The 14,117-nt window shown below is 37.8% G+C and carries 13 protein-coding genes and 1 tRNA gene; all 14 read right to left on the bottom strand.

Annotated elements, in window-relative coordinates:
• Positions 1-3 precede the first annotated feature (3 nt).
• Positions 4-80: transfer RNA gene (locus K9V48_RS13190), tRNA-Met, on the bottom strand.
• Positions 81-392: 312 nt separating this feature from the next.
• Complete coding sequence (locus K9V48_RS13185) at positions 393-872, bottom strand: S1 domain-containing RNA-binding protein (RefSeq protein ID WP_224139446.1); 480 nt, start codon at positions 870-872, stop codon at positions 393-395.
• A gap of 87 nt (positions 873-959) precedes the next feature.
• On the bottom strand, positions 960-1,328 hold the full coding sequence (locus K9V48_RS13180) for an FtsB family cell division protein (RefSeq protein ID WP_224139445.1): 369 nt from the start codon (positions 1,326-1,328) through the stop codon (positions 960-962).
• A gap of 11 nt (positions 1,329-1,339) precedes the next feature.
• Complete coding sequence (yabQ, locus tag K9V48_RS13175) at positions 1,340-1,939, bottom strand: spore cortex biosynthesis protein YabQ (RefSeq protein ID WP_438803893.1); 600 nt, start codon at positions 1,937-1,939, stop codon at positions 1,340-1,342.
• 32 nt (positions 1,940-1,971) lie between these two features.
• A complete protein-coding gene (yabP, locus tag K9V48_RS13170; protein WP_224139443.1) occupies positions 1,972-2,283 on the bottom strand; it encodes a sporulation protein YabP in 312 nt (103 codons plus the stop codon).
• Positions 2,284-2,648: 365 nt separating this feature from the next.
• Positions 2,649-2,912, bottom strand: a complete 264-nt coding sequence (locus K9V48_RS13165) for an RNA-binding S4 domain-containing protein (protein ID WP_224139442.1) — start codon at positions 2,910-2,912, stop codon at positions 2,649-2,651.
• Positions 2,899-4,383, bottom strand: a complete 1,485-nt coding sequence (gene yabN / locus K9V48_RS13160) for a bifunctional methyltransferase/pyrophosphohydrolase YabN (protein ID WP_224139441.1) — start codon at positions 4,381-4,383, stop codon at positions 2,899-2,901. The genes K9V48_RS13165 and yabN overlap by 14 nt, the downstream gene beginning before the upstream one ends.
• A complete protein-coding gene (locus K9V48_RS13155; RefSeq protein ID WP_224139440.1) occupies positions 4,384-5,982 on the bottom strand; it encodes a putative polysaccharide biosynthesis protein in 1,599 nt (532 codons plus the stop codon).
• Between the two features lie 232 nt (positions 5,983-6,214).
• Positions 6,215-6,751 (bottom strand): stage V sporulation protein T, encoded by a 537-nt coding sequence (gene spoVT / locus K9V48_RS13150; RefSeq protein WP_224139439.1) that lies wholly within the window; start codon positions 6,749-6,751, stop codon positions 6,215-6,217.
• A 262-nt stretch (positions 6,752-7,013) separates the two neighbouring features.
• Positions 7,014-10,547, bottom strand: coding sequence for a transcription-repair coupling factor (mfd, locus tag K9V48_RS13145; RefSeq protein ID WP_224139438.1), 3,534 nt, complete (start codon positions 10,545-10,547; stop codon positions 7,014-7,016).
• Between the two features lie 291 nt (positions 10,548-10,838).
• Positions 10,839-11,069, bottom strand: coding sequence for an anti-sigma-F factor Fin (gene fin, locus K9V48_RS13140; RefSeq protein ID WP_224139437.1), 231 nt, complete (start codon positions 11,067-11,069; stop codon positions 10,839-10,841).
• Positions 11,070-11,514: 445 nt separating this feature from the next.
• Positions 11,515-12,072 carry an aminoacyl-tRNA hydrolase gene (gene pth / locus K9V48_RS13135; protein ID WP_224139436.1) on the bottom strand — a complete coding sequence of 186 codons (558 nt, stop codon included), beginning with the start codon at positions 12,070-12,072 and terminating at the stop codon, positions 11,515-11,517.
• Between the two features lie 221 nt (positions 12,073-12,293).
• Positions 12,294-12,920 carry a 50S ribosomal protein L25/general stress protein Ctc gene (locus K9V48_RS13130; protein ID WP_224139435.1) on the bottom strand — a complete coding sequence of 209 codons (627 nt, stop codon included), beginning with the start codon at positions 12,918-12,920 and terminating at the stop codon, positions 12,294-12,296.
• A 232-nt stretch (positions 12,921-13,152) separates the two neighbouring features.
• Positions 13,153-14,106, bottom strand: a complete 954-nt coding sequence (locus tag K9V48_RS13125; RefSeq protein ID WP_111618162.1) for a ribose-phosphate diphosphokinase — start codon at positions 14,104-14,106, stop codon at positions 13,153-13,155.
• Positions 14,107-14,117 lie beyond the last annotated feature (11 nt).

Genomic DNA, 14,117 nt, shown 5'->3' with positions numbered 1-14,117 from the left:
TTATGGTAGCGGCGGAGGGAGTCGAACCCACGACCTTTCGGGTATGAACCGAATGCTCTAGCCAGCTGAGCTACACCGCCATAATTTTAAATTACTGTCCTCGTTTGAGCACAAGTTATATAATACATTCAATTTTAATTTAGGTCAATCCCTTTTCATAAAATATTTATAGCAACAAAAGCGGAAACGCCTTGTTCAGCCTCAGACAAATAAGACGTGCATAGAATAGATGGCGTGACTGCACTTGCACGTCCTGTGCTTCAGGCTAGGCGCTACAGTTCGATGTCGTGCACATAGCCACAGTACAAGGTTTTTCTGGTTTACTAAACACTAAAAAGGAAAACACCAAATTGATGTTTCCCTTCCCATAAAATGTATATGAAAGCAGCAAGTTATCCTCTTCTAGCTCCTCGACCACCGCGCTTAGACTCTGTATTTCGCTTTAATGAAGATAGACGATCTTCACTATCTTTTAAAAAGCGGCTCATTTTTTGTTCGAAATTTTCCTTGTTATTGCTACGGAAATCATTCCCTCTTGGTCTTGAGCGATCTGTATTTCTTGGTCGATCTGTATTTCTTGGTCGATCTGAATTTCTTGGACGTTCCGGACGCTCTGAACGTTCAGGGCGATCAGGACGATCTATCGCTTTTTTTATGGATAAACCAATTTTACCATCGTTCTCAACATTAATAACCTTTATTGTTACTTCATCTCCGACTTTTAAGTGATCATTAATATCCTTCACATAATTATCGGCAACTTCACTGATGTGAACGAGTCCTGTTGAGCCTCCTGGCAATTCCACAAACGCTCCAAAATTAGTAATTCCCGTCACCTTACCCTGTAACTTGCTGCCAACTTCAATCGACATAAAAATAATGCTCCTCCTTAAACAGATAAAAAATCATTCGAATCTTTATTCTATTATACATAAATAAAAAAACGAGTGTCAACAACGCTAGTCTTTTATGTTGAAGATGATTTCATTGTCATCCGATAAAAAATAATCTCTTCTTGCTATCTTCGCAATATACTCATCATCGTTAAGTTTCACGATTTCTTCCCTTAATAAATTTTCTTCTTTTTCTAATCCTGACAGCTTTTCCTCAAGTTCCTTTTGCTCTTCATTTTTTTCATTTATTGCAATGGATTGACTTAAAATGGTGGTCAGCATAATAGCAGAAGAAATAAGTGCTAAGAGGCCAAATATAGTCAATCTTCTAAACAAGCCCCTTTTGCGCCTTTTTGAAATTTGACGTTGTCTCTCCTGTTGCTGCATATATTGTGACTGTAACTCCGTAATTTTCTTCGATCTCTCGAGACTCATACAATCCCTCCTTACTTCTTCTTTATCAAGTGCCACCACGACTGTAATTTATTAGTTATATTCTTGACTTTTCCAAAAAATCCTGCCAACTGTATTATAATTCTTGAAAGGAAAGACCTAATTGATATCGGGACAAGCTTCCATATCATTCTCAAAAGGAATTGTATTGGTACTAATAAGATTTTAACCAATGAATATAGGAATTGAAAGACCCATTTTATTAATCTCCACAAAATCCTTACGACTCCTACTAAGATCATAATTAGTAGATGAACGAGTCCAACAACCGGCCTTACAATCAAAACTTGGCCGACTTTTATTAATAAACGATAGATGCTTAAGCTTGTCTGTATTAGTCGCTCAAGAATTCGCAAATACACTCGTTTGAGGAGACTTTGATATGCTGCATACCCGCATAAAACTGCTAGGAAAATATAGATTCGTAGTTCTCCCTCATTCACGAGCAACAATAGGTAAAAGAGAATAAGTCCCTGAACAACCCAAAACATAAAATCATTAATAAAGACTACCCATCTAGCTCTCAATGGCCGCTTTAAAAAACGACCATATGTATCAAGAGCTACACCGATCCATCCTCCTATTCCAACCATCGCTAACATAGTATAAAACTGTGTTGTTAGACTCATTTAAATAACTTGCTAAAGAGTCCCTTAGCTTTCTCCCCATGCTGTTCATCCAGGTAAACTAGGTCGAAAATTCTACTGCCTTTTATTGAAACAATCCCCTTATCAACATCAAGGTTTTTCATCTGTAGGTTTTGCCCGCGGATCGCCAATGCCCCCATCACTGTATCTAATAGAAACTCCTCACTATCAAAACTTTCAACTTGTTTCACACCGGTAATCTCTAATAACTTCCTCCCTCTCATAATCACATCATGCTCTTGGACTGTACCTTTATGAACAGTAGAGTTGTTATCATAATATTGGCTCATGTTTTACCTCCGCATTCTAAGGTTTTCTTCTACATTTGTATGTAAAAAGAATGCGATTTAGAACAAGCCTATTCAGAAAAGCAGAAGCGCCTCGATCAGACCCGACAAGCATAAGATGGTCCGGAATAGAAGGTGCTCTTTACCTTCAATTTCGGACTGGCTTATGACTCGAGGGGCTTGGCCTGCAGCTAGACACCACGAAAAGCGGAAGCGCCTCGTTCAGCCCCGACAAGCATAAGACGATCCATAATAGAAGGCGCTCTTTGCCTTCAATTATGGAGTGGCTTATGACTCGAGGGGCTTAGCGCTGGAGCTAGACACCAACACACCGTCAAAACATCCCATTTCTATTCCCCCAAAAACACCTACTCTTGACTAATCCTTTCTTCCTTCACAATTCGATAAAGGTCTGTTGCCTCCTCTTTCCTTGTTGTCTCCTTCAAGTCTGCAATTTTGACCGTAACTAACTTTTGACCAAATCGAATCAATAACTCATCTCCAACCTTTACCTGTGAACTCGCCTTTCCAGGTGTCCCATTTATTGAAATTCTTCCTTGATCAGCAATCTCTTTTGCTAACGTTCGTCTTTTAATTATTCTTGATACCTTTAAAAATTTATCTAGTCTCATCTTTATCCCTCTTCACCAGTTTTTTTGCCTCATCCCAATATCTATCCATTTCTTCTAAAGACATATCTTGAAGCTCCTTTTGATTCTCTACTGCCTTTTTCTCTATATAAGTAAAACGATCATAAAACTTTTTATTTGTAGAAGTTAATGCTTCTTCAGGTTCAATCTTATAATGTCTTCCAACATTGACGAGTGCAAATAGCACGTCACCAAACTCCTTCATCATCAGACGTTCATCTTCATTTGAGGCTATCTCTATTTCAAATTCGTTTATTTCCTCCTTGACCTTTTCCCATGTCCCATCAATCGTCGGCCAATCAAAGCCAACCTTTGCGGCCTTTTTCTGCAAGTGATAAGCTTTTGAAAGCGCAGGGAGTGCTGTTGAAACAGAATCGAGAATTGACGTTTTATCTCTTGAGCCCTTTTCTTTACGCTTTATATCTTCCCAATTTGATAAAACTTCTTCCGTATCTTGTACCATGACCTCTCCAAAGACATGTGGATGTCTACGAACCATTTTATCCGAGATACCCTTTATGACATCATCAATTGAGAACATACCATCATCTTCACCAATTTGTGCATGAAGAACAACTTGCAGCAGGACATCACCTAACTCTTCGATTATATGGTCGTAGTCTTCTTCCTCGATTGCCTCTAGAAGTTCATAGCATTCTTCGATTAAATATCTTTTAAGAGAATCATGCGTCTGTTCCTTGTCCCATGGACAACCATTCGGTCCACGGAGCTTTGCAATAATGCCTCGTAAGGACGAAAACTGATGATGCAAAGTTTCACTATTTTCTACAGGTGGAATGTATATACTTGTTAAATTATTCATCCTTGTTTCCCTGTCTAGTTCATAAAGAGCAACCTCTTTTATTTGTTGCTCGCTACTCCCGGCTGCGGTGACGATCATAACTTTATAGTCATCAGGCAACTGCTCCATTAATGTTAATTTCACTTCTGATGCTACCATTTGGTCGTACACCTGCGTAATGATAACATGTCCATTTAATTGGAGTTGATCGCTTTTTAAAGTTAATGCATCAACAAGCTGAAATCCCTCAATTGGATCAATTTCCAAGGCTTGAAAGGTTGAATCGAGGAAGCTTTGACCTCCTTGTACAACGATTGTATACCCACTCTGCCTGCCGTCAGTTAAAAGGATTTGAACTGTTTTTTCTGCAACGAGAGGATGCCCTGGTACAGCATACACAATATCTGCATCGTCTGCTTTTTCTAATAGTTTTTCAACAATTTTATGGTAAACGTCCTCAAAATGATCATTTTCTTCATAAATAGAATCAAACGATTCGAAGCTTATTTCTGAGTGTAATTCCCCGATTATTGGATGCTCTTTTGTACGTAAAAATAAATGTTCAGATTTTGTAATTAATTGATATACACCATAAGGTAATTGGTTTAGATCACCCGCACCTAAACCTACAATAGTGATTTGCTTAGCCATTTACGAACCCCACTTCTCTTTTTTTAATCCCTTTTTCGCAATCGGTATGTATTGAAGCTCGTTACGAGAAAAGACGTTTAACTTTATAATTAACCATCCATATAAGCTACCACCAACCACCACCCCAAAGAATGAAGCAAAGGTGGCATTTAGACGATTATCCAAATCAATAACTGAACCTACAACTGTTAATAAAGCACATATTATAAGAAACATCATAACAAGTGCTAAACTAATTTTAACCAAACACTTTTTTTCTTTAAATGAATAACCCTTGACCATCATAAACAAGCTCGTCAGGATTGCAATGAGACAATAAGAAAGAACTGTTGAAACCGCTGCACCGCTTACTCCGTATAGTGGAATGAGCCATATATTTGCTAAATATTTCGCACCAACTCCGATCAAAACAGACAGCGCTGGAAAGAAGGTATAACCTAACCCCTGAAGAATCGCAAACATCGTTAAACATAGGGAAGTAAACAAAATAGAAGCGCTTAAAATCATTAATACATTTGATCCAGAAGCATTTGTAAAAAGCATAATATTCGTTGGTCTTATAATTGCAATTAAACCTGTAGCTGCACCAGCCCCAACAACAATACATACCTTTAGTGACAAATTTACCTTTTCGTGAATTAATTTACTATTATTTTGGAACTTAGCACTCGCAATGACAGGAACAAGTGACAAAGCTAATGACGTTGCAACAACGGTACCTAACTGAATCAGCGGCTGTCCACGATCATAAACGCCCTTAGTTTCCTTTGCTAAAACCTCACCCATTCCTCCACCGATTAAAAGGGAATATAAATTAAGTGCATCAATAAGCTGAATTAAAATAAGAAGTAAACTACTCAAAGCAATTGTCCAACTATACTTTATTAGTGAAGTGAGTATTTTCCACGTTTCAATAGGTGCAGAAATATTCCACCTTATCTTCGTATGCTGCTTTTTTCTAATCCAAAAAATTAGGAGCAGAATAAGACCCGCCACACTTCCGACAATTGACCCTACTAACGCACCAAAACCAGCTTCATAGAGATTATAACCAGCTCTCACCATATAATATGAGCTTACTAAAATAACCGATACTCTTATACTCTGCTCGATAATTTGCGAAATCGCAGTTGGCTGCATATTTTGCTCAAACTGAAAATAGCCTCTGAATATTGAAATAATAGGAACAACCAAAAGCGCAATCGACGTTACTTGAATGAGCGCAGTTAGGTTAGAATCTCCCATATAAGCCGCTATGTTGTCAGAAAATATGTATAAAGTAGCTGATAAAACAACTCCAATGATCGTTAAGTATAAAAAAGTGATGGTCATAATTTTTGATTTAATATGGAGTGATTTACCATATCCATAATCAGTCATTACTTTTGATATCATGACAGGAAATCCCGAGGTCGCTAAAATCACACCCATCCCATAGAACGGGTAAACCTGTTGATAAATATAAAACCCGATATCTCCTACTATATTTTGATAAGGAACACGGTATGCTGCACTTAATATCTTTGTTATTAACCCAGCAATAGTTAGGATAACAGCACCCTGCATAGCCAAATTAATACTATTCTTTTGGACGTTCATGTCCTTCTCCTCCCAGAATCCCCCTAGCTTATTATATAAAAGCGTAAGCGCCTTGACCAGCTCTGACAAGTAATAGAACAAAAGCGCAAGCGCCTCTTCAGCCTCGGGCAAATAGCCAAGAGGGGCTAGGCGCTGGAGCTGGATGCCGTGCGCTTAGCCACAGTGCAAGAATTTTATCTTTTCTTCAACATAAAAAAGGTAGCGAATTCGCTACCCTTTTTACCATCCAAAATCAATGTTCCATTTGTTTTGCTAAAAATGCTGCAGCTGTCTCGACAGCCTTATGTTCAACTTCACCAATCGACTGTTCCTTTGAGAAGATAACCACCGCACCAATTGGATCGCCATTGGCGATTATCGGTCCAATTGTATATGATTTAATTTCTTCATGCAGGTCGGCGACAATCTGCGCCTCTGAAGCCTCTGTTTGTAAAACGGTGTTTCTCTCTTCCATGGCCTTCTCGACAATGTCACTTATGCTCTTATTTAAGTATTCCTTTTTAGAACCGCCAGATACAGCAATGAAGGTGTCTCTATCACAAATTAAAACCGGATGACCTAAACTATCGTATAGGGCGTCTGCGTATTCCTTAGAAAAATCACTTAACTCACTAATGGGAGAATACTTTTTCAGAATAACTTCACCATCGCGATCCACAAAAATTTCTAGCGGATCTCCTTCACGGATTCGAAGAGTTCTCCGAATCTCCTTTGGGATAACAACGCGACCTAAATCATCAATGCGACGAACAATACCAGTTGCTTTCATCTTATGTTGCCTCACTTTCATCGGATGATAGGAAAAAAGGTGATTGTTTTATTCCTGTATAGTGATATGTCGAAATCTAAATGAGCCTTTACCTTATGAGTGAAAACTTTCTTACAGGAGTTTTCTCTTTATGTAACAATCACCATTTGTTGAAATTAGTATCCTACACATGTGATGTAATATACATCATGAAAGTGATTTTTTAACATTTTAGACAAATTTGCAACTAATAAGCCTTTCCTTAAAACTCTATTAGTAAACCTTAATTCAAAGAAATTTCCTCTTTTTTCACATTCGCTAAACCATTTAGCAATTCAGTTAATATACCTAACCACTTTTCAGAAGAATGTCCTTTCGTATCGACAGTTATCTTTAATCGACCACCATCCATACCTAATCCAACCATTCGATTATACTTATTACTTAAGTCAAAAAGACTATGGCCATCAATCTTATTACTTGCTTCCTCTTCAATAAGGAGATTAATCATCGCTTTTTCCTGTTTAATAAGCTCTACTCTTTCTTGAATTGCAAACACCTTAATTTTTGCAATTTGGAATAAATAGTCCACTTCCACTGGATATTCCCCAAAGCGGTCAACAATTTCCTCTTGCAGTTCTTCTAATTCTACTAGAGACGTAATTGCTCTAAAACGTTTATACATATCAATTTTTTGACGTCCATCTGAAATATACTCTTGTGGTAAATATGCATCCACCTGCAGGTCAATTTCAACGTCAATTTTCTTCTCCCTCGGAGTGTCTGTTTGTCTTTCTTCAATTGCTTCTTTCAGCATTTGTGAATAAAGATCAAATCCAACAGAATCAATAAAGCCATGCTGCTGGGCTCCTAATAAATTACCTGCTCCCCTAATTGAAAGGTCACGCATCGCAATTTTAAATCCAGAGCCTAATTCTGTGAACTCCTTAATCGCTTGAAGTCTTTTTTCAGCTACTTCTGTTAAGACTTTATCTTTTCGATGTGTGAAATAGGCATATGCAACTCGATTTGAACGGCCTACCCTACCTCTAAGCTGATAAAGCTGTGATAACCCCATCTTATCGGCTTCATTCACAATTAACGTATTCACATTTGGAATATCTACGCCCGTCTCAATGATCGTCGTGCTAACTAATACATCATACTCTCCTTCAAGGAAATTGAGCATGACAGTCTCTAGTTCATTTTCTGTCATTTTCCCATGGGCATACGTCACTCTTGCATCTGGTATAAGCATGGAAATTTCCTCTGCTTTTCGTTCAATATCTTCAACACGATTGTATAAAAAGAAGACTTGTCCCCCACGTGCCATTTCACGCTCAATCGATTCCCTTACGAGGGCATTATTGTACTCAACAACATACGTTTGGACTGGGAAGCGATTCTCAGGCGGCGTTTCAATAACAGATAAATCACGAACACCTAACATAGACATATGCAATGTTCTCGGAATTGGAGTAGCTGTTAATGTAAGAACATCTACATTTGCCTTTAACTGCTTAATTTTCTCTTTATGTGTAACACCAAAGCGTTGCTCTTCATCAATGATTAACAGTCCTAAATCTTTATATTGGACATCTTTTGATAACAGCCTATGCGTACCGATCACCATATCTACTGTACCATTACTTAAGCCCTTTTTCGTTTCAGTAATTTCCTTTCGCGTTCTAAAACGACTTAGTTGACCAACAGTTATCGGATACTCTTGAAATCGCTCTCTCACTGTTTCAAAGTGCTGCTGAGCTAAGATTGTTGTCGGAACTAATAATGCTACTTGTTTCCCATCAGCAATCGCTTTAAATGCAGCTCTGATGGCCACTTCTGTTTTCCCATACCCAACATCTCCACATAAAAGCCTGTCCATTGGTCTTAGACGTTCCATATCCTTCTTGATTTCTTCTATAGACCTGATTTGGTCATCTGTTTCTTGATATGGGAAGGCCAATTCAAATTCCTTCTGCATTTCCCCATCTGGAGAAAATGCATAGCCTTCGCTTGCTTCTCGCTCTGCATATAGCTTTATTAAGTCATCAGCAATATCTTGGACCGATGATTCAACTTTCTTCTTAACCCTGCGCCAATCACTTCCACCAAGCTTGTAAACCTTTGGCTCCTTCCCTTCAGAGCCGACGTACTTTTGGACTTGATCAATTTGTCCAACTGGAACATATAATTGATCACTGCCTTGGTAATGAATGTTTAAATAATCTTTATGAATCCCATTAATCTCAAGCGTTTCAATCCCAAGGTATTTACCAATTCCGTGATTAACATGGACGACATAGTCACCAATCTCTAATTCAGAATAGCTTTTTATTCTTTCGGCATTTGAAAGTTTTTGTCTTCTGACCTGCTTTTTGACTCTCTTTTTAAATAGTTCCTCTTCTGTTATAACAGCAAGCTTCTGCATCGGAAGCTCGAAACCCGTCTGAAGGTCCCCTTCCATTATCAAAATTTTCCCACTAACGAAAGATTCCCCTTCTCTTAGAATCGTTGCATTTATTTCATAATCCTCTAGCACTTGCTCTAATTTCTTCGTTCGTTCTTCATTTACACCTAAAAATACAATAGCATAATTCGATTTTTTCCATCGATCAAGTTCATTTTTTAACACATTCATTTGACCATGAAAGTTTTGCATTTGCTTGCATGATAAATTCAAGACATTTTGTGGACTTGTATGAGGAACATGTCTCAAAAATATGGATAAGTATACTAATGGAAACTTCGATTTCGTGACAACATCAATATACGAGTGAGATATTTTCATGTCCTGAATAATCTTTCCATCTTCAAGTAAACTCGTATACCACTCAGCCTCTTCCCTATCTAGCTGATCATACGTCTCATGAATCCTACTTATTTCATCTAGTATAACGATAGACTCATCCGGGAAATAATCTAGTAAACTAGTAGCCTCATGATAGAAAAGCGAAGCATATTTATAAAGATCTTGACTTATTTGGCCATTACGTAAGCGCTCTAAATCATATTGAATATTTTCGACAAGCAATTCCTTTTGCTGTTCATTCTTTGTCTTTTTCAGACTCTTCGCTAAACCTGCTTCCACCGCTTGAATACTTCGATTTTTAGACTCTTCATTCATAATCATTTCAATAGCAGGCCCAATTGAAACTTCCTTTAGCATATCTAAGGAACGCTGGTCCTCTATATTAAATGAACGAATCGAATCGATCTCTATATCAAATAATTCAATACGAATTGCGTGTTCTTCAGTCAACGGATAGACATCAATAATTCCCCCGCGGACACTAAACTCACCAGGAGCGTTAACCATATCTACTCGTTCATAACCAAGCGCTATGAACTGGTGTACAGCCTCATCTAGGTTAATATTTTGTCCAAGCGACAACTTTAACTGATTCTCTCTCCAAAGCCCTTTAGGTGGGAGTAAACGTCTAACACCTGCAACTGGAGCGATAATAATTGAATGTTTCCCTTCAGCTAGCCTGTTTAGAACCTCTATTCGTTGAGCTTTTAACTCTGGACTAGCAATCGCAAGCTCAGATGCAATTAAATCATTTACAGGATAAAGATATACAACATCATCATTAAGGAGATGCACTAAATCTTCATATACTTTTTGAGCCTGGTATAGGTTGTGGGTAATAATTAACATCGATTTCTTTAAATTATTATAAAGGGCTGCAGAAAAAACAGTTCTAGCTGAACCAGATATACCAGCTACAAGCTGTTCCTTCAACCCTTCTTCAATTCCTGAAACAATTGTTTTAAAATCATCATTATCAAAAAAATGCTTTTGTAAACTATACAAGCTTGAGCCCTCCTCTCGTTAATACATAAATACACCAGCGTCATTTATTGGCCCTGGGCAAAAAAGGCAATCTATAATAAGAAAAGCGGAAGCGCCTTGATCAGCCCCGACATGCATAAGACCATCAGGAATAGAAGGTGTTTTTTACCTTCAATTCCTGATTGGCTTAGACCCAAGAGGGGCTTGGCGCTGGAGCTGGACACGAAAACTATGTCAAAAATTTCTTATCTTTTAAAAATGCCATGCTTGAAATATAAAACAGAAAAACGCTTTGGGATGTACCCAAAGCTCTTACTGAATAAAACTCTCATATTGATGGAACTCAGGATTTCTATTTAATGCCTCCTGACAGTCCTCGCAAATCGTTTTTATTTGCATATCACCATTTTGCTGATATGTAATCATCTCTTGACGTTCGTCATTTGTTAAATGCTGAAACCCAAGCTGCTCACTTGAAATGGAGATATCCTCAAGACTTCCTACCTTCACACCACAATGTCTACAATGATAATGCAGAGCCATAATTGCCTCCTAAAAGATTTATAATATTGCTAGTATGAACCTTTTAACGGCATAATATACTATCAGAAAAGCGGAAGCGCCTTGGTCAGCTCCGACATGCATAAGACGAGCAGGAATAGAAGGTGCTCTTTACCTTCAATTCCTGATTGACTTATGACTCGAGGAGCTAGGCGCTGCAGCTAGACAACCAGAAAAGCGGAAGCGCCTTGGTCAGCCCCGACAGGCATAAGACGAGCAGGAATAGAAGGTGCTCTTTACCTTCAATTCCTGATTGACTTATGACTCGAGGAGCTAGGTGCTGCAGCTAGACAACCAGAAAAGCGGAAGCGCCTTGGTCAGCTCCGACATGCATAAGACGAGCAGGAATTAGGTGGAAATACACTGAGCATGCGTAAGTAGCAAGATATTTATAATATTATAGATCTTTGTTCTGCTATAACAACTTTTAATTAAAATCATTCATCACTTGAACAAACGATGTTGAAAGCCATTTCTCGCAAGCATTCGTCGTCCGATCGATTGCCTCATTTATCCCTTGTTCCTCATCTCTCGTAAAATCAGCTAAAACATAGTCTGCAATTTTCATGCCATTATTGGGACGATCAACGCCTACACGAATCCGATTAAATTGTTGAGTGCCTAAATGTAAAATCATAGACTTAATCCCATTATGACCACCTGCACTACCTTTTGTTCTTAATCTGATTTTCCCAACAGGTAGATCAAGGTCATCGTAAATAACAACCATTTCATCGTCATTGATTTCATAATAATCCATCAAAGGTCGAATACATTCACCTGATAAATTCATATATGTAAGTGGTTTTAATAATATGACTTTCTCGCCTGAAACATGTCCTATTCCATAAATCCCATTAAATTTAGTGCGATCAAGTGGAATCGATAATTCCTTCGAGAGCTTATCAACCACCATAAAACCTACATTATGTCTTGTTTGTTCATACTGTTTACCAGGATTACCTAAGCCAACAATGAGTTTCAAAACTAGAAACCCTCCCAACACAGCTTTATCTTAAATAGTTCAACATATTTATTTCTACTTTGTCTCATTATCTATTATATAACAATAGCACAAAAAAAGCTGACCAAAAAGTAAAACTGTCAGCCCTTGTCATTTATTCTATAAGTAAACGTTTTATTTGTCTTTTATACCCCATTGGATTGTGGCTGACATGAGATCAGCCACGACATTCACTATTCTCTTTACTCTTCGTTTTTCTCTCTTCCTTCTTCATTTTGAGGAGTGCCGGCTTCTTGTTCTTCACCACTATCAATTTCCGCTTCCTGCTTTGGAGGAAGAATAGACGCAATCACTTGCTCCTCATCTTGTACAAAAGTGTAATCCTTATTTTCCGGTAAATCTTTAATAGAAATTGTTTCATTTACACCAAGATTCGTGATGTCTACTTCAATTGTTTGAGGGATTTTCCCAGGCTTAACATTGATCGTCACCTCATAAAGTGGTTGCTGTAAAACACCACCATCCTTTACTCCTTGTGCATCGCCAGTTAAGTTTATCGGTACCTCAACTTGAATATCAGCCTGCATATCCACAATATGAAAATCCGCATGAACAATCTCACTCTTCAGTGGATTTGTTTGCAGATCATAGAGCATAACAGCATAAGATGATCCATCAACACTTAAATTAATAATAGTGTTCTTACCTTCTTCTCTAAGAGTCTTCATAAGCTCTATACTATTTACTGCTACAGGCTTACTCTCAATGGACTTTCCATAAATAATTGCAGGAATTTCACCTGATTCACGAATCTTCCTTTTAGCAGAGTTTGTAAATTCCGTTCTTTTTACAGCTTGCAATGTTGTCATCCTTACACCTTCCTTACTAGTTTTAAACCATATCTATTGTTTACCCATAACAAGGAAGGTATAAACATTAATTTTAAAAGTGGAAGTACTCTGATCAGTCCAAGACTAGCTGAAGGCGCTGAAGCTAGACATTAAACAAGGCACAAAAAAGCCTATTCAAAGACTAGATACTTCAAGAAGTCCACATTTCTCAACTTCTTGAAGTACAATCTAAGAATAAGCTTTTTAAAAATCAATCAAAAAGGTAACTTACAGATTGTTGTTCATGTACACGAATAATCGCTTCACCAATCAATGGTGCTACAGATAGTTCAACTAATTTATCCATTCGCTTCTCATCAGGTAAGGCAATTGAATTTGTCACAACTAGTTCTTTGATTTTAGAGTTTTGAATTCGCTCAATAGCTGGACCAGATAAAACTGGATGCGTACAGCAAGCATAAACTTCTTTTGCTCCATTTTCTACAAGTGCATTTGCCGCAAGTGTAATCGTTCCAGCTGTATCGATAATATCATCAATAAGAATTGCTGTTTTCCCTTCAATGTTACCAACAATATTCATTACTTCAACTACATTAGGTTTTGGGCGTCTTTTGTCAATAATCGCGATTGGAGCTTTAAGCTTATCAGCAAGCTTACGGGCGCGAGTTACACCACCGTGATCCGGAGAAACAACAACAACATCACTAATTTCCTTACTTATAAAATATTCCCCAAGAATTGGAACACCCATAAGATGATCAATTGGAATATCAAAAAAGCCCTGAAGTTGTGGAGCATGAAGATCTAGTGTAATAACACGTGTTGATCCAGCTGTTTCAATAAGATTAGCCACTAATTTTGCAGTAATTGGCTCCCTTGCTCTCGCTTTACGATCTTGTCTTGCATAACCATAGTAAGGAATCACAATGTTAATTGTTTTAGCCGAAGCACGTTTTAAAGCATCAATCATGATCAATAGTTCCATTAAATGTTCATTAACAGGAGCACTTGTTGATTGGATAATATACACATCACAACCACGAATACTTTCTTCAATATTAATTTGAATTTCTCCATCACTAAAACGAGTAACAGAAGTCTTCCCTAAATCAACACCAACAACATCAGCTATTTCTTTTGCTAAAGCCTTGTTAGAGTTAAGCGAAAATATTTTTAAACTAGAATCTCCATAGCGATTAGACATATTAAAGTGAA

It is taken from the genome of Metabacillus rhizolycopersici, from assembly GCF_020075705.1.
Note: the sequence above shows the minus strand (reverse complement) of the source record. Positions and strands in the feature narration are given on the sequence as shown.